Annotated in this window: 23 protein-coding genes; 7 read left to right on the forward strand and 16 right to left on the reverse strand. The window is 59.7% G+C overall.

Going from position 1 to position 23,791, the window contains the following annotated elements:
• Positions 1-624: 624 nt before the first annotated feature.
• The 3 genes from RGR602_RS23860 to RGR602_RS37585 all read left to right on the forward strand — a co-directional run bounded on the left by RGR602_RS23860 (position 625) and on the right by RGR602_RS37585 (position 3,188).
• Positions 625-1,548, forward strand: coding sequence for an ArdC family protein (locus tag RGR602_RS23860; protein ID WP_040114572.1), 924 nt, complete (start codon positions 625-627; stop codon positions 1,546-1,548).
• Between the two features lie 838 nt (positions 1,549-2,386).
• Positions 2,387-2,701 (forward strand): DUF736 domain-containing protein, encoded by a 315-nt coding sequence (locus RGR602_RS23865; protein ID WP_040116414.1) that lies wholly within the window; start codon positions 2,387-2,389, stop codon positions 2,699-2,701.
• 319 nt (positions 2,702-3,020) lie between these two features.
• Complete coding sequence (locus tag RGR602_RS37585; RefSeq protein WP_170250566.1) at positions 3,021-3,188, forward strand: hypothetical protein; 168 nt, start codon at positions 3,021-3,023, stop codon at positions 3,186-3,188.
• Between the two features lie 236 nt (positions 3,189-3,424).
• Here RGR602_RS37585 and RGR602_RS23870 read toward each other — a convergent pair whose 3' ends face one another.
• Genes RGR602_RS23870 through RGR602_RS23880 form a run of 3 tightly spaced genes read right to left on the reverse strand, consistent with a single transcriptional unit; the run spans position 3,425 to position 5,774 of the window.
• Positions 3,425-4,630, reverse strand: a complete 1,206-nt coding sequence (locus RGR602_RS23870) for a DUF1173 domain-containing protein (protein WP_040116415.1) — start codon at positions 4,628-4,630, stop codon at positions 3,425-3,427.
• 47 nt (positions 4,631-4,677) lie between these two features.
• The gene (locus RGR602_RS38770; RefSeq protein ID WP_223844114.1) at positions 4,678-5,070 is read right to left on the reverse strand and encodes a hypothetical protein; all 393 of its coding nucleotides are present in this window, start codon (positions 5,068-5,070) and stop codon (positions 4,678-4,680) included.
• Positions 5,067-5,774, reverse strand: a complete 708-nt coding sequence (locus tag RGR602_RS23880; RefSeq protein ID WP_040114573.1) for a ParA family protein — start codon at positions 5,772-5,774, stop codon at positions 5,067-5,069. The genes RGR602_RS38770 and RGR602_RS23880 overlap by 4 nt, the downstream gene beginning before the upstream one ends.
• A 455-nt stretch (positions 5,775-6,229) precedes the next feature.
• On the opposite strand from RGR602_RS23880, the gene RGR602_RS23885 reads away from it, so the two are divergent.
• From RGR602_RS23885 to RGR602_RS23895, 3 genes are read left to right on the forward strand one after another with little or no spacing between them, the layout of a single operon-like run.
• The gene (locus RGR602_RS23885; RefSeq protein WP_040116417.1) at positions 6,230-6,640 is read left to right on the forward strand and encodes a plasmid mobilization protein; all 411 of its coding nucleotides are present in this window, start codon (positions 6,230-6,232) and stop codon (positions 6,638-6,640) included.
• Positions 6,640-9,033 carry a hypothetical protein gene (locus tag RGR602_RS23890; protein WP_040114574.1) on the forward strand — a complete coding sequence of 798 codons (2,394 nt, stop codon included), beginning with the start codon at positions 6,640-6,642 and terminating at the stop codon, positions 9,031-9,033. The genes RGR602_RS23885 and RGR602_RS23890 overlap by 1 nt, the downstream gene beginning before the upstream one ends.
• Positions 9,034-9,044: 11 nt before the next feature.
• On the forward strand, positions 9,045-9,233 hold the full coding sequence (locus RGR602_RS23895; protein WP_040114575.1) for a hypothetical protein: 189 nt from the start codon (positions 9,045-9,047) through the stop codon (positions 9,231-9,233).
• 408 nt (positions 9,234-9,641) lie between these two features.
• Here the strand turns inward: RGR602_RS23895 and RGR602_RS23900 are convergent, their stop codons facing one another.
• The 3 genes from RGR602_RS23900 to RGR602_RS23910 form a co-directional block, all read right to left on the reverse strand.
• Positions 9,642-10,217 carry an RES family NAD+ phosphorylase gene (locus RGR602_RS23900; protein ID WP_203226227.1) on the reverse strand — a complete coding sequence of 192 codons (576 nt, stop codon included), beginning with the start codon at positions 10,215-10,217 and terminating at the stop codon, positions 9,642-9,644.
• Positions 10,218-10,267: 50 nt separating this feature from the next.
• Positions 10,268-11,047: a hypothetical protein gene (locus RGR602_RS35040; RefSeq protein WP_052451736.1), complete on the reverse strand. Its 780-nt coding sequence runs from the start codon at positions 11,045-11,047 to the stop codon at positions 10,268-10,270.
• Positions 11,048-11,370: 323 nt separating this feature from the next.
• Positions 11,371-11,850, reverse strand: a complete 480-nt coding sequence (locus RGR602_RS23910) for an Lrp/AsnC family transcriptional regulator (RefSeq protein ID WP_040116420.1) — start codon at positions 11,848-11,850, stop codon at positions 11,371-11,373.
• A 29-nt stretch (positions 11,851-11,879) separates the two neighbouring features.
• Here RGR602_RS23910 and RGR602_RS23915 point away from each other — a divergent pair, with 29 nt between their 5' ends.
• Positions 11,880-12,455, forward strand: coding sequence for a hypothetical protein (locus RGR602_RS23915; RefSeq protein WP_052451737.1), 576 nt, complete (start codon positions 11,880-11,882; stop codon positions 12,453-12,455).
• A gap of 89 nt (positions 12,456-12,544) precedes the next feature.
• Here the strand turns inward: RGR602_RS23915 and RGR602_RS23920 are convergent, their stop codons facing one another.
• The 10 genes from RGR602_RS23920 to RGR602_RS23965 are packed head-to-tail and all read right to left on the reverse strand — an operon-like array spanning position 12,545 to position 23,789.
• The gene (locus tag RGR602_RS23920; RefSeq protein ID WP_040114576.1) at positions 12,545-14,578 is read right to left on the reverse strand and encodes a type IV secretory system conjugative DNA transfer family protein; all 2,034 of its coding nucleotides are present in this window, start codon (positions 14,576-14,578) and stop codon (positions 12,545-12,547) included.
• Positions 14,575-15,603, reverse strand: a complete 1,029-nt coding sequence (gene virB11 / locus RGR602_RS23925) for a P-type DNA transfer ATPase VirB11 (RefSeq protein WP_040114577.1) — start codon at positions 15,601-15,603, stop codon at positions 14,575-14,577. The genes RGR602_RS23920 and virB11 overlap by 4 nt, the downstream gene beginning before the upstream one ends.
• Positions 15,563-16,813 carry a type IV secretion system protein VirB10 gene (gene virB10, locus RGR602_RS23930; protein WP_040114578.1) on the reverse strand — a complete coding sequence of 417 codons (1,251 nt, stop codon included), beginning with the start codon at positions 16,811-16,813 and terminating at the stop codon, positions 15,563-15,565. The genes virB11 and virB10 overlap by 41 nt, the downstream gene beginning before the upstream one ends.
• Positions 16,810-17,595: a TrbG/VirB9 family P-type conjugative transfer protein gene (locus tag RGR602_RS23935; RefSeq protein ID WP_040114579.1), complete on the reverse strand. Its 786-nt coding sequence runs from the start codon at positions 17,593-17,595 to the stop codon at positions 16,810-16,812. Before RGR602_RS23935 ends, virB10 begins: the two co-directional genes overlap by 4 nt.
• Before the next feature lie 23 nt (positions 17,596-17,618).
• The gene (locus tag RGR602_RS23940) at positions 17,619-18,311 is read right to left on the reverse strand and encodes a virB8 family protein (RefSeq protein WP_040114580.1); all 693 of its coding nucleotides are present in this window, start codon (positions 18,309-18,311) and stop codon (positions 17,619-17,621) included.
• Positions 18,312-18,339: 28 nt separating this feature from the next.
• Positions 18,340-19,365, reverse strand: coding sequence for a type IV secretion system protein (locus tag RGR602_RS23945; protein WP_040114581.1), 1,026 nt, complete (start codon positions 19,363-19,365; stop codon positions 18,340-18,342).
• Position 19,366: 1 nt separating this feature from the next.
• Positions 19,367-19,579, reverse strand: coding sequence for a hypothetical protein (locus tag RGR602_RS23950; RefSeq protein ID WP_040114582.1), 213 nt, complete (start codon positions 19,577-19,579; stop codon positions 19,367-19,369).
• Between the two features lie 2 nt (positions 19,580-19,581).
• Positions 19,582-20,283: a type IV secretion system protein gene (locus RGR602_RS23955; protein WP_040114583.1), complete on the reverse strand. Its 702-nt coding sequence runs from the start codon at positions 20,281-20,283 to the stop codon at positions 19,582-19,584.
• A gap of 15 nt (positions 20,284-20,298) precedes the next feature.
• Entirely contained in the window at positions 20,299-21,378 is a 1,080-nt protein-coding gene (locus RGR602_RS23960; protein WP_040114584.1) for a lytic transglycosylase domain-containing protein, read from the reverse strand.
• A complete protein-coding gene (locus RGR602_RS23965) occupies positions 21,375-23,789 on the reverse strand; it encodes a VirB4 family type IV secretion/conjugal transfer ATPase (protein ID WP_040114585.1) in 2,415 nt (804 codons plus the stop codon). Before RGR602_RS23965 ends, RGR602_RS23960 begins: the two co-directional genes overlap by 4 nt.
• Positions 23,790-23,791 lie beyond the last annotated feature (2 nt).

Genomic DNA, 23,791 nt, shown 5'->3' on the forward strand with positions numbered 1-23,791 from the left:
GGACGATGCCCCGCGCCCTATCATCGGCGTCGTCGCATCGCCGAAGGGCAACTGCATGTCAAACGTCTGCGGCCTTCCTAAGACAAATCGCGCCCTCGTACTGAACCCGAATGCTGCGCGGTCGTGCGATGAAAATCCATCGATGATCGCGGCCGGCGCGCCAGCCTTGCGACGGTTTTGCACCAGAATGGACAGCTTGATCTGCCCAACCGCGCCTTTGAGCTGAAGTAGGTGCGGCAAACCGACTTCAAGATCCGGCGTGGGTTGCCTGGAAAGATCCACCGCATCACACGACGACATCATCGACATCGCACGGTCACGGGCACGACCGGGCCGCTGACGAGGTCACCGCGGCCGTTCTTACCAGCACGATCTTGCGAGATCGTTCTTCAAGTCATCGGATTCGGCACGATGTTGCCCCAGCCGTCGAACAATCCCTGCGTGCTGCGACCATCGCGTCCTGCCCCGGGTTTAGGTCCTGTCGGGCCCGCGCCGCCCCGCAACGGCTTTGCCGTCCTCCACGTCCGTTCCGGCCCTATCGGGTGCTGGCCTGCGCTTGCAGCCCGACATTCGGACCGCCGTAGCAGGTCGCGATGGTCGCGGCCTCGAAACGGAGCTTTCGACATGAGCAGGCAACAAACTCACCAACGATCCGACATCTACAGCCGCATCACCGACAAGATCATCGCCGAACTCGAACAGGGGGTGCGGCCCTGGATTAAGCCCTGGAGATCAGCACATGCGAACGACCGGATCACCCGGCCTTTGCGCCACAACGGCCAACCCTATTCTGGCATCAACGTCCTGCTTCTGTGGTCAGAGGCGATCGCCCGCGGCTTCACCTCGCCAACCTGGATGACGTTTCGCCAGGCCCGCGAACTGGGAGCTGCGGTTCGCAAGGGCGAGACCGGCACGTTGATCGTCTTCGCCAGTTCCTTCATCCTTACCGAAACCAACGACATGGGCGAAGACGTTGAGCGCAATATCCCGTTTCTCAAGCCGTACACGGTCTTCAACGTCGATCAGATTGCCGGACTGGATGCGCGCTTCCATCAGGTCACACCGGTTCAGGATCCAATTGTCCGTATCGGACATGCCGATCGCTTCTTTGCAAACACCGGCGCACTGATCCGGCACGGCGGATCGACGGCATACTATGCCCCAGCCCGTGATTACATCCAGATGCCAGCCTTGGAAGCCTTCCGCGACGCTGCGTCCTATGTTGCGATCCTCAGTCACGAAATGACCCACTGGACGGCGGCGCCACACCGACTGGATCGCGATCTCAGCCGCTATGCCAGGGATCAAAGCGAACGCGCCCGCGAGGAACTGATCGCCGAGCTCGGCAGTTGCTTCCTTTGCGCTGATCTCGGCATCGTTCCCGAACTCGAGCCGCGGCCCGATCATGCGAGCTATCTTGACGCCTGGCTCAAGGTTCTCGCCAGCGACAAGCGTGCAATTTTTGTCGCGGCCGGTCATGCGCAGCGCGCTGTCAGCTACCTGCACCACTTGCAACCAGATCAGATAGACGAAGGGGCGGCGGTGTAAGCCGCGTTCCCACTCCGTCCGGCCGCCGATTTCTGCCGTGCGCAATTTGCGCGCGGCGCGTTGATGATCGTCGATGCCGAAGATCTGCAGAGGCCCGACTTCGGCAAAACGCAAGTGCATGCAACCTGTGGCATGCACATCCGCCAGGCGCTACGCCCAGTCCACGCTGTCCATGGCGGACGGATCGACCTCACCCGATGATGAGGCGGGGACATCCTCGCCTTGCGGTGGGGCCGGAGCCGTATCGGCTTTGCCCGTCGCCGTGATCAGATGAGGTGGTTTCCGCAATGCGGCCGGGCCGCAAAGGCAGGATCGGAAGCGGTCGAGATTGCCGGATGTGACGAGAGAATCTCGAACTTCCGCCGCGAATCTCTTTCATACCGGCCGCGACTTGGCCGCTGGAGGACCGATGACAATCGGCAGCATCGGCAAAGGCCCCGACCGAATAAGTGGACACGCTCCTTGGTGTGCCGAAAACGCTGCCCTGAACGACGTTGCCTTTGCTGGCGTGTGAACGACGATGCGTCTCGCCTCGGTCCCCTCCTCTTCTACATGCGTGCGCCGACGCAGACCTCGATGAGGCTGGTGTGACCGACGGACGACTGCGTCTCGATCAACTGACCGCAACGGGCGTCTCCGGCTTTTTTCCGCCGCCTCCGGCTTTGCATCGCGAAACAAAAAAGCCGGGCCTGCCCGCCTTCCACTACGTTCCAGCCCGTCCACCCCGCTGCGCAGGCGCAACGGGGCCCCGGCGGGTGCGTTGGCGATCGCCCCCGGTCCTTCCACCGCCATCGAGGCCGCGATGGGCGCGGCTCGAGCAACGGAAAGGAACGAGATCATGGCAGTCATCGGCGAATTCATCACCAACGGCAACGTCATCCAGGGCAACGTCCGCACTCTGACGGTTGCCATGAAGGTCCGCCTGCACTCGATCGAGCGAGTCTCGCGCGACGCCCCGGACTTCCGAGCCGTATCCAACGGCGCCGAAGTCGGAGCCGGATGGAAGGCGGTCTCGGGCAGCGGCGAGCCCTATATCTCGCTCAAGCTCGACGACCCGAGCTTCAACGCTCCGATCAGCGCGGCACTGTGGCCGGCCGAAGCCGACGGCGACTATGTCCTCGTCTGGTCTCGCCCGAACCGTGAAGCAGCCTGAACCAAGGCATCGGAGGCCCTGCCGAAAGGCGGGGCCTTCCCCGCATGGTGAAGCCGAAAGCAGGCATTGAGCCCGCTTCCGGCTTTTCGGGTGCCACAGGGGAACTAAAATCTGCTCAGTCCGTCCAAGCGTGCCATGGCGGAATGAAGGCCTCAAGGACGAGCGGTTCCCCCAAATTTCATCCGCTGCCCCTGCGTGGCCGCGTCAAAAATTCGGCTCCCCCACTCGCCGGCTCCGCCGGTCGCGTTCCGCGCTCCTTGACCCCTGCATTCCGCGATGACCGGGGCCGTCGTCTTTCACAAACATCAAGGAGACGACAATGACGAACGAACTCGACCGCACCATCGAAGAACTCAAGGCCGAACTGCGGAACGCCGATGCAGCCGAACGCCGCCAGATCTACGCCGAACTTGAACTGGCGCTCGCCGAACGCGAGGTCATGGTAGCCGAGCAGGAAGGCCGCATCAGCGCTGAGCCTCCGTTCTGAAGGAGGCTTTCGCCATGCGGACCGCCGGATCGACCGGCGCATCGGTTCGAAGCTTCAGGCTGGCGATCGAGGTCGCTTTTTTGTCGAGATCGACATAGCCATCGAGACTGATAGGGTTAAGCCCGATGAAGCGCCTTCGAGGCCCGCTCCTTCGGCTTCATGTCGACAACCAGGGCAGGGGAGTTGGTCGGCGCCGATTGATTCACGACAGTGATGCGTAAGGCGGGTTTGGTGATTTAACTTGGTTCCCCGGGCAGTGATGGCATTTCGCCGTCAGAGACACGCCAAACCCACGCCGCCAAGTCGGGCCGCGCCTCGATCATCTCCGCCAGGGTCGCCTCGAACCCGTCATCGGCGTTCGGCGGAACGATATAGAGCGCCATCGGCTGAGGGCGCAGTTCCGGGAGGATCGCATTTGCGAACGGCTGGCTGCGGGCGAGATTGAAGCGCAATCCCTTTACCGTTTTGCCGCGGAACCGCACGAGTTTTTCGAGGAGCCGTTCCTCATGGGCATCCTCGATCGGCAGCCAATGCTCGGTCACGGTCATCAGCGCGATCTCATTGATCGATACGAAGCCCGCAGCGAGACCCTCGATCGTTGCGATCGCAACCAGATGGGAATTCTCGTTGTGCCTCCATAATGCCAGTTCGACCTCGAAGCGCCGCTGCAGACGCCGCCACGCTATCTCCTCCAGATGCAAGCGGAAACCCGGCATCTGCTTGATGACGAGTTGTTGGCCGCTTCTGGCCGAGGTGAACTCTTTTATCTCCCCAGCCAGCAGCATCATCTTTTTGCCTCCTGCATCCGAGCGAAACAGCCTGCTCATCGCCTGCGCGCGTCGTTGCTCGATCGCAATCTTGCCGTCGGCTCGAAACGGCTCCGGCACAAACAAGCGCTCCGCCAGGATTTCTCCTCGCACCGACAGGGTGCGGGCGGCCTCGCAAAGATGATGATAGACCTGCCACCAATGCCGCTTGCCAGCCCAATGCACCGTCCACTCCGTCAGGCCGCTTTCATGCCAGAGAAGGTGAAGCAGCGCACGCAGCGACAATCTCCTGCTGTCGTTCGTCACACTGTCGGCTTGCGTGCCGCCCACGCCTGTACCCCTCGACGATCCGCGTTTGGAAAGCGAGAAAGCGAGCTTGAGGGCGGCGGTTCCAGCTGCGGCATCCGGCTTGATTGCGCTACCGATCAGAGCGCCCAGCCCGGTCAGTTCATAGGGCGGCTCATAGGAGGGGCAGGCCGGGTCATGGTCGCTGCCAGAAAGAGGCATTCTCTTGATCACAAGCTGATTGCCGATGTTAGCGATATACATTGCGACGCCCGGTTCTCTGCAAAGGCATAGCGGCCGAAGTTTGTCTCGATAGGACCGGGTCACGCACTCCTGGAAACTCTCGGCATCTTCTGTTTGTATTTCGCCGCCGATCAGGAACTGTCGCATGGTTCGAACTCCATTCACCGCGCTGTCCGGAAGCGGAGCTGCTGCCTTCAATAGCCGTTTTCCTTGAGATAGAAGTCGATCGCGGCCTTCATGACAGCAGCCATCTTGAGATCGTTCTCATCGGCCGCCCGTTTCAGGCGTGCTTTCGTCGCCTGATCCAGCGCGACGTTGACATAGAACTTGATCTCCCGCTGCTTGGCTCGCTTGAGGTTCTTGAGACTGGAACGCGCATCCTCTCGTATCGCGGCCCGGTCTCTCGCACGTTTCTCCTGCTCGGCCGGGGTGCGCTTCGTCAGCATTGCCGGCGATGCATCGGCCTCGGTCTGGGTGCTCTCCTCCTCGGGTCGCTCTGCACCCACCGGTCCGGCAGAGGGAACCGGCTTTGCCGTAGACTTCGCCGCAATCGTGAAGTCGCTGAGATACAGCCCGCCCTTGCTCACCTTGCAGCTCCCTTTTGGCCGCCGCGCTTGCTCTCGATTTCGTCCACAAGGGTCTGCACTTCCAGCCGGGCCTTTCTCACAGGATCGGTCAGTTCCTGCATCTGCAGCGTCCCGAGCCCGTTTTGAATTTCCCGATAAACGTTGCGCTCGAACAGCTCGGTATCGAGAAGGGCTGTCTGGTAACCAGCCTCCTGCAGGCCTGCGACGAAGGGTCGGACATAGCGATAGGCTTCAAGGTTGCGTCCGGGCACGGTAATCCGTGTTCTGACATTCAGGTGCATGATGTCCAAGCCGCCACGATCGTTGATTTCGTTGACGCTCGCCGCAGCCTGTCCGGCCGCCTCGATCTCCTTGATGCCGGGTTGAATGGGAGACAGAACGAGTTCGGAGGAACCGATGATCGTTTCCTGCACCGTGCTGTCGACGCCTGGCGCATCGATGATGATCACGTCGAAACTCACACTTGAACGCAAGATCTCCGCCTCAATTGATCGATGCGAGGCCGCAATGACGACATCGATATTTTCCGGCACGTTCTCCTTGCTGTGGCAAAGTTTCCACCAGCCGGTCAGGTTGAGCCTGCCGTCGGCGTCAATCAAAAGCACCCGCCCGCCACGCAGCGCGTATTCGCCCGCGATCAAGGTGACCAGTGTCGTCTTGCCGGCTCCGCCCTTGCTGCTCACAGCGGCATAGATCCTGCCCATACCCGCTTCTCCTTCCCTGGAAAATGAACGTCCGCTCTCTCGCGCGTCGGTTCTGATGAGAATAAATATTATTCTATTTCCGCTTCCGTCAAGCCATCTTTTGCAACGCGATAGTCGCTGTAGCGGTGAGGTTTTCCTTCATATTCATATTGGCGTTTCACACGATGTTTTCGCATCGATCAGCGATGTAGACACGCCATTTAACAAATTTAATCAATAATATGGTGACGAAGCACTATATGAGAGTGCCGATCGATGCTTTGGTGCCGGAGAGCGACATTAAACGAAAATGTCGATTTTCAGACGTGCAAAAGTTCTGCAAGCAGGGCTTGAGCATTGGAATAAAAACGGTAAACTTGCATTTGGCAGGATACGCAATTTTGTGATACAAATTGCTGATGATCGACGGACGAGCCGTCGATGGGCGCCTGCGGCGCTTCGTTAGGGAGGCAGAGATGGCGGTGGACAGTCGAGGCGCGGTGGCGCTGGGATCGCCCGACGGGCGGAAGGATCGGGTCGTGCACGCCCGCTTTAGCGCCTGCGAACTTGCCGCCATCGACGCCGCTGCCGAGGTTTCTGGCCTGACGGTTTCCGCCTTCATGCGCTCGCTGACGCTGGAAGGGGCAGGTGTACGCCCATTCCTGACCGACGACGATCGTGCGGTCTTCGAGATGCTGATTTCGGACATGCGGTCGGTTGGGGTGAACCTCAATCAGCTTGCCCGCAGTGCAAACGCCAGTGGTCGTCTCTCCGATGCCGACCTTGCGCTCGAACTGAGGGAGGTTCAGCGACTCGTCGCAGCGGTGGTTCTGGAGCTGAGAAGCTACGCGGCACGGGGCGTGCGGCGGCGCCGGGGAGCGACGTGATGGAGTTCTTTCCAGGCGCGTTCGAGACCGACTGGGAACGGCGGAAGACGGTGCTCTTGCGCGAGCAGTCACTTCTTCACCGGAGATTTACGGACGAGGATGAACTCCGTCGCCGGGGAGGCGTCGTGCCGACGGCATCGCCGCTGCCCGGCAGCGGTGCCGGACGCCTAGGCTTTGGAAAGAGGTCCGGCATCTTTGCTCGGGCCAAGAGGCAGGGCCACGCGTCCGAGCCATCCATGCGATCCCGTTTTGCAGGGCTCGCTTCGGGCAGTCAGCCGGCTGTCGTCAAGATGGCGTCTTTCGGCGGCGGTGGGCGGCTCGGGGCGATGGTCAACTACGTCTCGCGCAATGGCGGTATCGTCGTCGAAAACGAGCGGGGCGAGCAACTTAAAGGACGCGATGAGCTGGCGACTGTCCGCGCCGAATGGGACCATCTGATGAAGAACCGCGCTGAGAGCCGGGACATCGGCGCCTTCTCGCTTGAGGTGAAGGAGCCCGCCGATCCGGCTGTGGATGTTCACGAGCGGGCGCGGGTGTTGCTCAAACGCGGGTTTGGCGACCGGAGCTTTGCCTATGCAGTCACGCCGCACGATGACGGGAATGGTTATCGGATCGAAGGTGTGACCATCCTGCGCGACAGTGAAGGCGAGCGGCTCACTGGCGATAAGAAGGCATCGGAGATCGTACAGGGTCGTCTGGGCGGGGAGGGAGCAGAGCAAGAAGAGAAAATGGCCTTTCGTTTTTCCGGCTACGGGAATGGAGGCGCCTACGGATTGAGCCGACTGCGCGACCTGGTCGACCGGCATCATGGTGCCGTCCAGGATGACAAGGGCAATGCAATCGCCGATGCAAAGCAGGCGGGTGATCTGGTGCAGCTCGAATGGCGCGATCAGCTTCACAGTCGCAAGCCCCGCGATGTCATGCATGTGATCATGTCGGCGCGAGCCGGGACCGATGTTCAGGCGTTTCATGCGGCCGCTCGTGACTTCCTGGCCCAGGAGTTCGCCGGTCATCGCTATGTTTTTTCCCTCCACGATCCTTTCCAGGATCCAAAGGCGGAGGATGCGGGAGGCAAGCGGCCGCATGTGCATGTCCACGCCATCGTTGCGATGCGCTCGGATGCCGGCGACAGAATCGAGACGACCATTCCTGCTTTCCGCCGCTGGAGGGTAACGCTGGCGGAGAAAGCGCGTGCCCGCGGCATCCGCATGGAAATGACGGACCGACGCGAGCGGGCGAGTGCTGCCGTCTACACCAGGAACCAGGTCCGTCCCACCAGCCGGGCTGGCCGCACGCAGCACGAGGGGACGAGCCCCGCAGCGCAACTGCGCTATGATGCGAAACGAGCGGATCGGCAGAGTGTCGCACGGACGGAAGAGAGCAGGATTTATTCTAATTCCGCCCGCCAGGAATGGTTGACGCTCGCGAGAAAAGCCCAGGATTCCGATGTGCGACAGTTTGCGTCCAATCAGATAAAGCGACTGGAATCAGCAGCTTCTCGGATCAAGTCGGTTGAGACGGAGGGATCCGGAAACGGAAATTTCTACTCGCAATTCAGAACAAGTTTGGTAAAGTTGATGAAAGTCGTTTCGGAGGGCGAGACCATGCGCCACATGACACGTCAGGAATTCGAAGTCTACGAGAAGCGAGTCGAAACAGCGCTGCTCCAAGCCGAGCGCGTCACGCCCGACGAGCAAAGGAAGAGCTTCCACGAAATCGCTACAGCGGCTCGCGAGCATGTCAATGTCCGGCGTGAGTTGATGGAACTGAGGGAACGGTCTGTTCCGCCTGAGCGAGATGGCGAGCGCGCGGCCCGGGAACAGGACGACGACCCCCGCACCCGCTGGGACGATGCCGTCGGCCGTCATGGATTGCGCGCGGTCGAGACGGCCAATCAGGTCATGGTGGAGGTCGAGCGCTACCGGGACGAGATCGAGAAAGCTGAATTCGGGAAGCTCGATTCCCAGAAGGCAACACTGGAAGCCGGTCTGCAGCGGGAGATCGCAAAGGCTGCCGAGCTCGGTGCCGCCGGCAATACGCTGATCCGGGAGATCGCCCAGGTTGACGAAGAGTTGCGGCTTGCGATCGAGCGGGCGGAACATTCGCGCGACGGTCGCAACAAGCCCAAGGCCACGGAAATGAGAAGTGTAGATACCCGGGCCGAAATGAACGAAGACATCGGACATGGCGACGGCCCCGCTCGCCGACCGGCCGACCCTGAGCAGGAGCGTGACCTGGCCGATCCTGATCGCGCGCGACAGGAACATTTAACGACCCGGGCCGGTGACACCACCCGTACGGATCCGGCGCAGCAGCACATACAGCGGCTTGAGCAAATCCAGCGCGAGGCTGACGAGAAAAGAGAACAGGATCGCGACGAGCGCGAGCGATAGGAGGTCTTCCCATGCAAGATGATCGGCGCATCTTCATCAATTCCGAGACGGATCATAAGGCGAACGAGGGCTTCGCAAAATTTGGCGGCACACTGTTCGGTGTCGTTATGACGATCGCGGTGATCGACTATGGCCTGACGACTGCCTGGAACTGGACCGTGTCCACATGCGATTGGCTGCTTGCACAGTTACCGTTCTGATTGGTGCTCTGCCGATTTTCAAAGAAAGAACCCGTCGATGTGTGTTCCGCTCGCCCATGACTCTTTGGGCAATCTTTACGGCAGCTGGTGGTTATGCCTTTCTTGTGAACATGACTGAGGTGGGCGGAACGGGCTCCCAGTTTGGCGCCTTCCTAAATCTGGCCGTGCTGCGCTCGGCCTGACGATGATCGTCTTCGGTGTGTTCTTCGACGTCGTGCCGCCGTTTGCGACGAAGCGGGAGGTGGAGTGGTCGAACCGGAACGCCAGCGTTCGCTATACCAACCGGTCACCCCATTTCTGAAGAGGGTTGTGGCGCATAGGGATCACCCGGTTGCGATCTCACGAATTGTACACACTCAGGGCCTGACCCAACAGGCTGATCCATCCGGGGAACCGCCGCGGTGGAGCTTACAGCACGATGGCAATATCGGCGCGACCAGCGAAACCTAATATCTGACGCATTTCGTCGATGTTCCCATAAATCGAGGTCTTGCTGATTGCGCTAAGGTCGGATTCGAAGACTCGATCTCCGAACAACAGCAAAGCTTGTTGTGGGTCGCAGCGTTTCGATGTCCAGATCAAGCCGTGCGCATCCGGCCTGTTCTGGTGGATTGCGAGAGCCCACGCAGCAGTCGTGGCATAGGAAGCGGCCGTCGTGTCGATCAGATCCGCCCGTGTAATGCGCCACCTGGCAAGGTCTGGCGCGAATAATGGCACCAGCACGATGTCTCGTTTGATCTCGACAACTGAGTGTGAAAGCGGTTTGATATTGTCGGCACCAACGGTTTTGTTCGGCTCGTCGATCGGGACATCGTGGAAGATGGTCTCGTGGGCGGCGCATTCGAAATTGGTGGCAAGGTATTGCGTCGGGATCGGCTTGCCGCTCAGAAAGAGCGGGGCGAAACGACTCGGCCGTCCCTTTCCCGGATTGAACGCGCAGCTATCGAACCGCTGGTCATGGACGCGATGAAACCTCGTTCCCACCTTGATCCCGTGTGAGTTCGAGGCGGGAAACGGTGAAGGTGGCTGGGAGATCATCCGATGATGTCTTCCGCCTCGTGCGCCGCAGCCTGCGCCACAGCCTTGGTGTCCTTGATGACGTCGACTGGTCGCTTGCCATCAAGCCAGCCATTCGGCGAGGTGAACCAGAAGGCTAACTGCCAGCCGGATTTCCTTTCGCCGAGCAACGCGAGAACCTTGCCGACCGTCTCGAGAGGCTGTCCGTCCTCGAACTGGAAGGCGGGAAAGTACTCGGCACCACCGTGTTTGATAGGGAATACCTTACCCTTCGCCTTCCAGCGCGAAGCAGTCATGCTCTTGTTCTTCGATCCGTGTCCTGCAGCATCAGCCAGGTCCTTGCTGGTGAAGCCCGGCCATTCCTGGAGGAAGCGTGCCCTTGCCTTGGCGTTGCTGTCGTAGAGCAGTCTCTCGACCTCAACGTTTGGAGCGGTGCGCATATATACGGATACCAGGGCGTCGATTGCATCGTCCGTCAACTTGCTTTGCCGGGCCTCAATAATACCGGGGACGTGCTCGACGATGTCACGGATTGTGTCCCGAACCGCTTGGTTAGGGGTCTCAACCACCACGACCATCGTGTCGTCGACGCCGGCCCCTGGTTTGGATCGCACAACCTTGGCCATCGCATTGCGCAGCTTTGATGCGAAAGCGGATGCCGGGCCTGTTCGGAGGTTGCGCTTGACGGCAATCTTTCTGGCCTTCGCTTCGCTCCTAGGAGAAGAGTCCATCTCAGTCTGCAGCGCATCCGCGAACTCTTTACCATTGTAGATGCGAAGATCCTTAGAGACGATCATCGGAATGCTCCAGGTATTTCGGTTATCATTGTCGACATAACCTATATTACCATGTCTGCCTTTTCAAGGCATCATACTTCGGAAATGCTCGCGAGGAGATTTGGCATAGAATGGCATGACGGAGCATTGCACTTCTGCAATTTGGTGGATGGTGAACGCCGAGATTCTCAAAAAGGCAATTGGCCCAGCCTATATCCTATGTCGACCTACCTTGTAGCCAGGATGATGCGCCCTCGGAGCAATACCGAACTTCTCGGAATTGGATGTTGAAAAGCACCGAACTGCAATCGAACGACCGTCAATTGCGCTATTCCGTATTCTTGCTACAGGGGCGGCAGCCGCCGTTTAACGGAAGTGCCCTTGATGACGGCTGTGCTGGTAACGGCGTGCTCGGAGAGGGCTTCAAGGACGTCGTCCATCCGTTCGATCGAACGGACGACCAGCCGGGCAAGAAAAGGATCGTCGCCGGTGATCTTGTCGCATTCGACAAACTCCGGCCGTTCCTGAATGAGCTTTTCCACCAAATGCAGTTTGCCGAGTAACGGCCTTATCCTCACCATCGCCCGTATCTGGTAGCCGATGGCGCGCGTATCGACATCGAGTGTGAAACCTCGGATGACGCCGGCATTTTCCAGTCTGCGAACCCGCTCCGACATACTGGGGGCGGACATGCCGATAAGGCGGGCAAGCTCGCTCATCGACAATCGTGCATCAGAATCGAGCGCGGCAAGAATGCGCGCGTCCGTCTCGTCCAACGTTGAGTTTCTGGATTGAAGGTTATGAGGCGCTTTTGGCTTCGACATGACGAGAAAACTACCCGATTGTCCCATGCTTGGTGTTGATCGCAATCGGCGTCGCCATCGTAAATGTCGTGACAATCAGCGCGGCTGACGTTTCAGATACGGCCTCGATCATGCTCGGCATTCTCGCCAGCTCTGCGGCGTTGGCGATCTGGATCGCCTATGGTCTTGTGAATGCAGCGGTTATGCGGTCCGGCGACGCGCCGGATGGGTTGCAATGGACAGGACTGCAAGGTGTCGGCGCGGCGATCGGAAGCCTTCTCCTGTTGCCGCTGGCCTCTTTCGAGCTGACGGATACGGCATCCGCGTCTGAAACCTTCCACTTCATTGGATGGGCGTTGGTGATGGGACTAGCCAGCTCGTGGTTCGCCACCTGGTGTTGGGTTGTCGCTTCCCGTCGCCTGCCCCTTGCTCTTTCCGCCCAGCTCATTGTTGCGGAAACGGTGTTCGGTCTCGCCTATGGCTTCATGTTCGAGGGCCGATTGCCGTATCTTGCCGAGGCCGGCGGAGCGGTTTTGCAGTTCGCTGGCGTCTGCTCGGCCATCGCAGCGTTCTGCAAGCCGCGCTCTCTCTCTGATTTGTCGAAAACCTCAGTCGCAAAAGTATAAGTTTGCTGCAGGATACAGACAGGCGAAATTGCTGAGTGAAAGGATTGCTAAATCGTCTCCGCGTGGTGTCCTGTCCTTAGAGCGCTCGTTCACTCCAGCCCGATCTCCGCAGGATCAGGAACGGTTTGTGCAAGGATTTCTTGGATGGTCTTACGTTGTCTTGGAGGCATATCCGGTGACCGGGCCAACGATGCTGCAATGGCCGATTTCAATTTCGCCGCCGTCGGCAGGATGCGCTCTTCGGTCCTGGTGAAGAGATCATCGACAGCGGATCCCGGCGCTGCATCGGCCGGCGCGTTGGATTTGGGTCGGCCCGCTTTTGCCGGCATTTTCTCTACGCTTCGCGCCACCCACTTCGGATAGGTAGGAGCCTCAAGGGCCTGTGATGGATCTTTCTCTGTGGGCTGACTCTCATTGCCTGAACTTCCAAGGAGATCGTATTCCGGCGACAGCGCGGGAACCGGCATCGTTGCTTGGAACTCCAGGTCAGGGAGTTCCTGTCGTTGCTGCCGGGCATAGTCGGCGGCAGTCTTGAATGGCTGTGTCGTATGATAGCGAAGCTTCCCTCCGAAGATCGGGTGCTGGCCCTCCACGAGCAGAATCATCCGGTCCTCCGGCATCTGGCGAACCTCCTGCGGCATCATCAAGTCTCGCTCGCGGATCTGTTCAACCTTGGTTCGCCGCGACAGGCCCATAGGTTCGAGGGTGCGCGATTCCGACTGATAGCGGATGGTGCGCTTTCCGAGCGCACGAGAGGCGTATTCTGCGGTTGCCTGATCGTTGGCACCGAGGATGAGCTGAAGGCCGCAATTGCCGAGCAGCGAGTGGCGAGCAGTTTCCCCATAGATCTCGTCGAGGGTTTTCAGGTCCTGGATGATGAAGGCCATCTTGATGTTGTAGCCGGCCACATAAGGTAGCTTGTTCATGATCTCATCCATCTTCTTCAGCTGCCGGAATTCATCGAGCAGGAAGTAAACGGGTACTCCGGTCGGATTATGCTCGCGGGTAAGCAGGTCCATGACCTGCTGCACGAAGAGCGTGAGCAACGGTCGCAGGATCGTCATGTCGGTGATGTTTGGCGCCAGGTAGATGCTGACCGGCCGGCGCTGCAGCGAGGCAAGGTCCATGTCCGTTACGCTGGTCGCGGCGACGACGCGTTCGTTGCGGAACGGCGCCAAGGCCTTCTGGATGTCGAGGAGCGCCGAACGGGCTGCTCTCTCATTCAACGCGATGTAGGCGTTGAAGCTCTCGGTCGTGAAGCGCGTGAGATAAGGCTCCTTCTCCTTGATGAGCTTCATCAGCACTTGTAGATCGACGCCGGAATTGAAGATGCTGTTGACCTCACCGAGGTTACGGCGGTTCCTGTAGTGCGCGCTTTCCAGCACGTAGCTGATGATGCCGGCGATCACCTGCTGTGCAACACCCTGCCAGACGGCGTTTTCGGAGCCTATGGTTTCCGGGATCAGGATGCTCGCCATGTTTTGGATGTCGGTAGTTCGGCTGCCGCGATCACTGCGTACGAAGTCGAGTGGATTCCAGCGATGCGTTTTGGTTGCACCCGGCGAGAAGAGGAAGACTTGGTGCCCCTTCGCTTTTCTATAGCCAGCGGTGTGTTCGAAAATCTCGCCTTTGAGATCAGTGACGATCATCGAGCCGGGAAACATGAGCGCATTGGGAATGACATAGCCAACGCCCTTACCGGAGCGCGTCGGGCCGATGATCAGATGATGCCGGTCGTCCTTGCGGCGGAGAATGTTGCGTCCGACCCGTCCGAACACGTGGCCATCCTTGCGAAACCACCCACCGCGCCGCAGCGACGCCATGTCTTGGAAGGCTGCGTCGCCGAGCGGGCTCGACGGGCGCCGCAGACCAACGATCGCTGCGATTGACGCAATAACGATGGAGGGCACGAGGGCGCCGGCGGCGACCAGCTGCAGAGGCCGACTGTTCGAATAGGCCAGCAATTGCTGGAACGGCGCGAGTGGATTGGTGGTCGTAACAAGATTGAGGATGCGGCCATCCTTCCAGACAAGTTGGAGGATCACGCTATAGCTCAACATCCAGACCGCGACGGCGATCAGAAGGCAGAAGAACAGATAGACTGCCTGGTAGGATCTGCTCACGAGGACCGCCGGGAGAAGAAAATCTCGGAGACGCCGCGCCGCCCGCCGTCGCGGCGCAGCTGGATGACGATCGGAATGACCATGCGGATGTACGACATCAGATCCTGCTTCGAATAACCGGACGATACGCCGGCTTGCATCATCATCATCGCAAGCTGTTCATAGGCGCCCATCGGCGTGTCGGCATGGACGGTCGACATGCTGCCCGGATGACCGGTGTTGACGGCGCGCAGGAACGCGAAGGCCTCGACGCCGCGGACCTCACCGACGAACAGCCGGTCCGGCCGCATGCGAAGCGATGCCTCCAGCAACGACTGGATCGTCACCTGCGCGGTTCCCTGATCGCCGCGCGAGGCCAAGAGATGCGTGCTGTTGCGGTGGGGCGGGAAGAGCTCGCGCGTGTCCTCTAGTGTCAGGATGCGTTCGTGCTCGTCGATGCTCTTGAGGCAGGCATTGAGGAAAGTGGTTTTGCCGGTGGACGTCCCGCCGCTGATCAGGATCGAGACACGCTCGCGCACCGCCGTCACGATGAAGTCATGGATCCGATCCGTGTCCAACAGGGCTAAAAGTTTCTCCTCAGTTGCGCTCAAGCCGCCGACGGTCACTGATACCTTGTCCAGCGCGCCACTATCCCGATACTGCGCCAGCGTGAGATCGCTGATCACCTGCTTGCGGATGGAGATGGCGCCGCCATCGGGCGCCGCAGGCGGGAGGACCACTTGTATACGCTCGCCGGAGGGCAGCGCGGCGCTGAGCAGAGGATTGATGCGGCTGATGAACTGATTGCTGACGGCGGCCACGCGCTCGCCGATATGTTCGATCTCGGCGGCCGTTAACGCAGGCACGGCATAAAACGCCATATGGTCGGCGCCAAGGCGTTCGACGAAGACCTCGCCGGGGCGGTTGACGGAAATCTCAACGACTTGCGGGTCGTCGAGAAACTCCGCCAAAGGCAAGAGCGCTCGCTTCAGAAAGTAATGCGGATCATTGCCGGGCGCCGTGACCCGTGCCGAGGCCTCGCTCATGCTTGATCTCCTTCAATGCTTCCTCGACCGGATCCGGGTACATGGCGGAGAAGTCGAGGTCCTGACGAACGTAAACGAAGATGCGCTCGCCCTGGTGGACGCTGATCGTCGGCGGAATGCGAAGGTTTTCTCCGAGTGCCTGGTTGGCCATGTCGGAGAAGGTCTGGGCGATCGTCTCTCTGGCGAGCTCGGCAGCTTGATCGGAATCTGATTCGTCATTTCCATTGCTGCTCGAGTAGGAACCGTTCCCATGACCTGTGAGGTAGGACGAGGCGGCCCCCACGATCGAAAGCAGGATGGCCGAGCCGAAGCGCTCGCGCCATTTGTTATCGACGGTGCCGGTCAGCCCTGAGCGGCCGAGACTGTCGGTGCCGATGCTGTTCAGGCGTACGGAGATGCCGTCATCGCGAAGTAGCCGTGTCCAGATGACGAAGATGCGTTTCTGCCCGCGGGTGACTTCCGACTGGTATTCACCGATCAGACGCGTGCCTGTCGGAATGAGTACGCGGCGGCCGTCGAAGGAATAGACGTCCTGGGAGGTGATCGCACGGATCTGCCCGGGCAGGTCGCTGTTGATGGCCGTCTCCAGAAGACCGGGAATAAGCGTACCTTCCGGTATCATGGCGTCGATCCGGCCGATCTGGCGGGCTTTTGCCGATCGGTCGCCGATCGCCGAGGCTGTAGCGAGGAACTTGCTGCTTCGATCCTCACCCGCGACGGTCGGCGCTCCTTCGGTGATTGCGCCGTTCAATGCGAAATCACCACTATCGGCATTGGCCGAGTCGACGATGATCTGTTTCGAGAGATAGCGCTGCGGGAATTCCTCCGCGGGCTGTTCGCCCTGCTGCTCGGTCTTTTCGATGGCGATCGGTGGCGGCGGGACGTCGAATTCGGTCGTGTCGGATGGGTCTTCCTTTTTCTCCTGCGGAGGCTCGGGAAGCTGAATGACCTGGTCGTCCGATTTCTGCTCAGGTTCCGGCTCTTGGCGGAGGAAGGTTGGCGGACGAAACGTCGTGGTCGAGAACTCCTCGTCGCCCTGAAAGACATCCTGACCCGCCTTCTTGGGTGCAAAGACGAGGACATAGGCAAGGGCAGCGCCAACGAGCAGTATCACCGCCCCGCCGAGCACTTGCTTGCGCTTCACCCGCTGGTCGCGCACCTCGCTCTGGTCGGCTTCCAGCATCGCTTCGAGTTCTGGCGATCGTTTCATTCGTTGCCGCTCCTTCTGCGCGTCGTCGCCTTGTTGTCGAAGACCGGCCCCATGATGGCAGGGTCCGGTGCGCCGAAGTCGGGCTTGCGGAGATTGAAAATGCAGGTCCACTGATTGCCGTCGCGCAGGGTGTACTGTGTGGCGGTGCCATCGACGACGATGTAGTCGCCCTCGCGCCGAAAGTTGCGCAGCGTCTCGGTGAAGTCGGCATTGACCGCGAAAATCGCCGGGGCCCTGGCTTCAAATTTGAAGAAGGTCTTCCTGCCGTCGTCGAAGACCACCAGCGGCTTCAGGCTGCCGTCGCCCGAGAAGGAATAGTCGATGTTGACGTTGGCCTTGTCGATGCCGGAAATGTTCGGATAGGCGGTCCGGGCCTCGGCTTCCTTACGCAACGAGGCATTCAGATCCTTGTCGGGATAGATGAAGCGGATGCCGAAGATCTTTTTGTTGTCCTCCGGCGCGAAGTCGCTGAGCTCGAGATAATAGATGCGTTTGGTGGTCACCACGTTCATGTTGGTGGCGGCGTTCTTCGCCTTCGGCTTTACGAAGAGGATGTTGCCCTTGTCGGTCGGCACCACGTCCCAACTGTCGCTGTCTCCAACGGCGATCGTCTCGAACTTTTCGCCCTCATCGAAGATAATCATGGTCGAGATGCCGTAGGTCGCGAAGACGCGCACGACGTTGTTCGGCTGGTAGACGATACTCGTGACGCGTGGATCGAGCCGGCCGGGAGAAGGCGTTTCGGCAGCCCATGCGCCTGCAATAGTGGCAAGGCTGATCATGAGGAAAATGGGGAAATGTCGGGTCACTGACCGCTCCCCACCACCGTCTCCTGGTCGCGCCGGTAGTCGTAGACCTGGAACCCCAATGGGTTTTCGAAGCGCCACTCGTTGGTGGCGGGCGTGTCGGTATAACGGTAGCGCACCACGGCGATCCAGTGGCGGACGATCGAATCTGTATCCGAAATCTCCGTTGTGGAGAAGCGCACAATGCCGGTGCTGTTGTTGGGGAAGGTCACGGACGCGATCTCGGTCATGACGCGTGTGTTGCGGCCATAGGCTTTTGCCGGGTTCTTCGGATTGGTCTTGCTGTGGAAGTCCTGTAGCTCGCGGGCTGCATTGCCCGTAGAGAGCAGAGCGGCGATCCCGAAATTCTGCTCAATCGCATAAGGATCGTAGCCTTCGCGGGCACGAATGTAGCGGACGATGTTCGCCTGGGTGATTGCCTGCTGTTCGGTGAGGGCGACGGGCCGCGTGAGTCCCGTCTTTACCTCGACATAGCCGGTGTTCTTGTCGACTTCAACGATATAGGGCTCGAAGCTTTTGAGCGGTACCAGCATGACAAGGGCGATCAGGCTGAGCAACGTGATCGTGCCGAAGATCATCGTCACGAACCAGGCAAGCGCCCGCGATCGTTTCGCTCGTCGGACGATCTCCTGCTCCCAAATCTCTCCGCTCTGATAATAGGTTCGTAAATCAAGGTCTTTGACGTCAGCCATATTCTCTCATCTTCTCGAAAATCACTGCTCAAGTCGGGTTGCCCTGTTGGGATATTCTGCTTTGCATGGCTGATTTGACCGCGGACCCGTCGTCTTCCCCGCCGCCCCGGATTCGGTTCCTTAAACTGAAACCGGCCCGATAGGCGCCGCGCCCCGCCGCTTCGCTGCCGCGTGCCATGGCCAGCGGGTATCGGATTCCAAATCGATGCGAGATGCCGGTTGCAGCACCTCCGACGCCTGACGCAATGCCGCCGGCAATCCCTTGGCCGATCGACTGGATGTAGAGCATGACGAAACCGCCGGCGATGCAGAGCAGCAGGAAGCCGGCGGTATCCGCCAGCGCCAGGGTCCTCGAGCCGCTCGCCGCATCGATCTTGGACAGTTCCGGATTCATCGCGGCGATCAGAAAGGCGGCGACGACGTAGATGAAGAGTGGGATCAGTGCATAGGTCAGGACCTGATTGAACCAGCCCATGCCATAGCGGCGGCTTCGATCGAACAGAAAACACGAAACAAAAATCGGTGCGGTGCCGATCAGCACCCACAGCATCACCTTGGCAAGGATCAGGATGGCAAGGGCCACAGCGATGAACACACCGGCGCCGACCATGATCAGGAGGCCAATCATGCTGGGGAGGATCGAAAAATAGCCCGACTGCTCGGCGAAGACTGAGGCCGCCTGATTGGCCGTTTGCCAGATCATCGACATGCCATTGGTGGGCTCGGTAATGCCGGTTCCGGAGGCAGCCAATATCGCCCGGCCGACATCTTCCGGTGTGTCGTTGATCCAATGATAGACAAAATTATTGAAATTGCCCCAGGAGCTGACGAGAAGCAGGATCATCACCATGCGAATGATGCGTAGCACGATCTCGCCAACCCCTAGGCGCGCCGTGCCCATCACGAGCTGCAGACCGTACCAGGCGACGTAGACGACCAGCATCAACCGCAAAAGCGGCAATATCTCGTTGCCGACGATCGTATAGGCCTGCTCCGAAAAAGTCGCGCCGGAGTTCTCGATGCGCTCGAGAAGATCGCCGAGGAAATCCTGCATCTTACTCCTGTGCCTCCTGAACGCCGATCGCGGCGAATGCCGCTGCCGGATCGTTGACGGCTCGCATCGGTCCGCATTCGCGTCTGTGGTCCTCGGCGAAGGACATCAGGTTTGTCGGCCGCTTGCAGGGCGCTGTTTTCTCTTTGACGGTCCCGCAGGCTGTCGCCGCAAGGGCCAGCGCCGCAACCAGGAGCAAACCGAGGATTCGTTGCATCGTCAGTTCCCGTATGTAAGCGTCTTCTTGGTGTTGGAGATATCGGTGAGGCGGCGCTGGTTTTCGGCCTGCAATGAGGTGACGGCACCGTTCATCACGCCGATCAGCTCGTTGAGCGTCAGGCCAGATTGCACCTGAAGCTGTGTGTTCTGGTCGATCGAGCCTTTGATGTCCTGAGCAGTGCCGATTTGGGCGCCCGCCTGCTCGAAGGCGCTGCGACGGCTCTCGATCGCCTGTTGAGACCCGTTAATAAGAGCGGAAACGCCGAGCAAGGTGTTCACCAGTTGCTCATACGACTTGTCGCCGGAGAAACTGCTGTTCTCCTTTCCGGATAGTGACTTCACCAGTCGCAGACCGTTGATGAACGCGGTTGCCGCCTTTGTAATATCGGCGCTCATGCTGCCAAAGTTCGGCACGCCGTCTTTCAGGATGCTGTCGAAGGAAGGGATTGTCGCGACGCTGAAGCCATTGCCGATGGCGAGGCTCTTCAGCGGCCCGGCCATGCTGCCACGATCCCCGGTGACAGCCTGCAACGTCTCTTCGACCGTGGTCAGAATGTTCTTGTTGGTATCGAGGATCTGGCCGGTCGTCGCCGCCGTTTTCTTGGCGACCTCGTAGTTGGTGCGGTCGATGACCGGCACGTCGGCCAATGCAGACGCAGGAAATGCAAGCAGCGCGAGGCCGCCCCAAAGGATCGTTCTCATCTCTCGATTCTCCCATCATTGAGGCTCCAGCATCAGCTGGACCTGGTTCTCATTTTCCCGTCTTTCGACGCAGGCCTGTTCCTCATCGCTCCAAACAAGATTCTGGCGCGCGTCGCATGGGTGCGTGGCGTCGCTCGGCTTTTCATCATCCCTGTCGGGGGTGGCGGTGCGCGACGAGCCGGAGAGGTGAGCAGATGAGACGGCGTTTCGCGAATTGACGAGACCGGCCATCGCGGTGGCGAGCTTGATGATGTTGTTCATCATCTCGAGATTAGCATTGCGCGCGGTGGAATTGTGGTCCCAGCTATCCTGGATAGTGCCGGTCTGCAGCTGCCCGAGTTGCTGATACCAGCTTGCCACGTTGCCGAGACTGTCGCTTGTCGACGCTGTCGTACCCATCGCATTCAGCGTTGACGATCGCATGCCGGTATAGGCTGTCTCACCGCCGCCAAAGTTGAGGGGTATGCCCGATTTGTCCGATCCGCCGAAGGCGGGCAGCCAATCTCGAGTGATCGAGGCCACGTAGCCCTGTGTCTCCTTGAACGGTGGAATCCCGCCATATCTGTTCACGTTGCCGGGGCCTGAATTATAGGCCGCAAGCGCCAACGATACGTTGCCGCCGTAGCGATCCAATTGTTGCTTGTAATAGCGCGCGCCACCGCGGAGATTCTGTTCGATGTTGTTTTCGTCGACACCCAATTGCGCCGCCGTGCCAGGCATCAACTGGGCAAGGCCGGTGGCCCCGGCGACGGATTTGGCGCAGGGGTTGAAGCGGCTCTCCTGGTAGACGAGAGCGAGGAACTGGTTTTCGTCGACGCCTTCCTCGCGCGCGACACGGCGCACCAGACCGGAGATTTCCGGATTGGCTTCGGCCGCGCCGACCGGATCGTTGCGCCGTCCGGGACGGTACATCGAGCAGGTGACAGAGGTATGGATCGTATAACGCCCGTGATCGGTGTCTTCGATGCTCGTCGTCGCCTCATCCCGATCCTTCCGTTCGCCGAGATTGGTGTCGTCGACGACCGGCACGTCCGCCCATGCGATAGAAGCCGAAATCATCGGCGCGAGCATTGCTGAGAGAACGGCGACCCTCATATATTGCTCTCCCAGCCGCAAAATTTTCCAAGCCATGCGGCCGGATCATCGCCATAGATTTCGCGCAGATGCGCGCATTCCTCGATGGTCTCTTTTCGGCCCGACAGGACCTTGATCAAGTCGGGCATCACGCCGAGATCTAGCTTGGCGATGACACTGTCATTGCCATGCTTGATCAGGAATGCCCGCTTCTCCGGCGGCGTCGTGCGGATGAAGTTAAACTCCTTCGCTGTCAGGCCGAACCGGTGGATGTAGCTTTCCTCGTCGGCGCGCGGATTGGGGAAATGGATATTGGTCGCCGACTGCTCGATCAGTGTGTGAGCCGCAGGTGAGCGAGCGATGTCGGCCGCCGATTGGGTCCCGAAGCCGACGATGCCGTTCAGCTTGCGGATCGTCTTCATCTTGTCGACGATGAAGTCGCTGAATATCGGATCCCTCAAGAGCCGCCAGCCCTCATCCATGAAGATCATGACCGGCGTGCCGTCGAACAGCTCATTCAGACGATGATAGATGTACATGAGCGCCGGGCTGCGCACCTCGTCATTGTCGAGGATGCTGGTCATGTCGAAGCCGAAGGCCGCGCGCCCGGAGAAAGAAAGCACGTCATGGGAGGCGTTGAAGAGCCAGGCCTTCTCGCCTTCGATCCAGGGCCGGAGGCGCGAATGAAGATCGTTTGGACCGGCGCGTGTTCGACCGGTCAGCAGGCCTGCGAGATTGGAAAGGTTGCGTTGGAAGGTCGGCTCCTGCATCAACCTGACGACGGCGCGTTCCAGGATATCTTCCTCCTGCCTGTCAAAGGCGGTTCCGTCGCCCAGGCGCAGCATGGCCTTCAGCAGCCGCAGCAGGAACTCGCGGTTCTCACCCGTGTTTTCGAGCTGCAGCGGATTGAAGCCGGTCGGCGTACCCGGCGACAGAACCTCATAGGCGCCGTTCATCGCGCGAATGAAGATTTCGGCTCCACGATCCTTATCGAAGAAAACCGCTTTCGGACTTGGCCGCACGCGAAATGCCTGGGCAAGCAGGAAGGTCAGCGCCACCGTTTTGCCGGAACCGGTCGGGCCAGTTACCAGAAAATGCCCAATGTCGCGTTGGTGGAAGTTGAACCAATAGGGCGTCTGGCTGGTGGTTTCGAGGATGGTGATCGGATTACCCCAATGCAGAGCGTCTCTCTGACCCGACGCGAAATTGTGCATTGACGACAGGCCGGAGAAGTTGGCGCTCGACAGCATGGCCTTGCGGGCGATGTAGGCATGGTTCCCCGGCAACTGCGCCCAAAAGGACGCCTCCAGGTTCAAATCTTCCCGCAGCCAGTTGATGTTCATGTCGGTAAGGCAGGCGCCAAGATCGGAGACCGCCTTGTTCACGCCCCCGAGATCCCGCGACAGGCAGAGCAGCGAGAGATGATGGAATCCGAAAATGGCTTCCTGGTTGAGAAGGCTGTTCAGCGCAAAGTCGATATCGTTCTCGACATCGCTGCCGGCTTCATCCGATGCGCCGATCTGGCGTTTAAGGCGCGAAATGCGTTCCTGCGCGATCGGCTTGTCGGCAATCGTGAAGGATTGGGTGAGGATGAATTCGTGATTGACCTGCAGGAGCCCGTCCAGCATGCCCGGCCCTGTAAATGGCGGATACTCCTTGATCGAAAGCATGGCGCCGAAGCGGTTGTCTTCAGGGACAGCTCCTTGTGCCTGAAGCGTCCGCCGGGAAAAATGCAGCCGCGAGGTACCGACATAGTTTGCAAGCTCCATGCGCGGCAGCCGCATGCCGCGCTTTAGCCCGCAGGTAAGAACCATATTCAGGAATTCGCATGGCTCGGAATAAGGTTCGTGCCCCCGGTAGGCTATTCCGAGGGTGCGGGCGCCATATTTGCTGAGGTCGCGGACCAGGCTGTCGGTCAGCTCCTCGAGCTCGGTCGTTGCCTCTCGCAGCTGTTCGTCGTGTGCGGCGCGACCGGCGGCCTTGTTCAGGAAGCGCCGAACGCGGTCACCGGCGGCCAGTGCGCCGCGCAATCCTGATCGCAGGACCGTCAGATAGATCTCATTGGTGAACATCCGCTTGTGGCCAAGCGCCGCCATATAGCGCCGGTCGACCACCTCGCAGAAGGGATCTTCGAAATCTCCGTGCATGACAGTATCGACCTGCCGACGGATGACTGTCGACCACAAGGAGAACCGGCTCGATCCGAGCGCACGGATCATGGTATTTTGGACCACCGAGCGCATGTTGAGCTCGGCCTGGTCTTCCGTCTGGAAGAAGAGCCCATCCAGTTTTAGGACCGCCATCACGGCGCCGCTCTCAAGCCGAAGGATGGAATCAGCGACATGCCTGAGATAGGGTATATGACCTGCCATCGGCCGTTCGCGATGACCGACAGATCCAAAGCCGAGCTCTTCGCGGATCACCTTCAGCATCG

Origin of the sequence: Rhizobium gallicum bv. gallicum R602sp, from assembly GCF_000816845.1 — a bacterium.
In the GTDB taxonomy this organism is placed as follows: domain Bacteria; phylum Pseudomonadota; class Alphaproteobacteria; order Rhizobiales; family Rhizobiaceae; genus Rhizobium; species Rhizobium gallicum.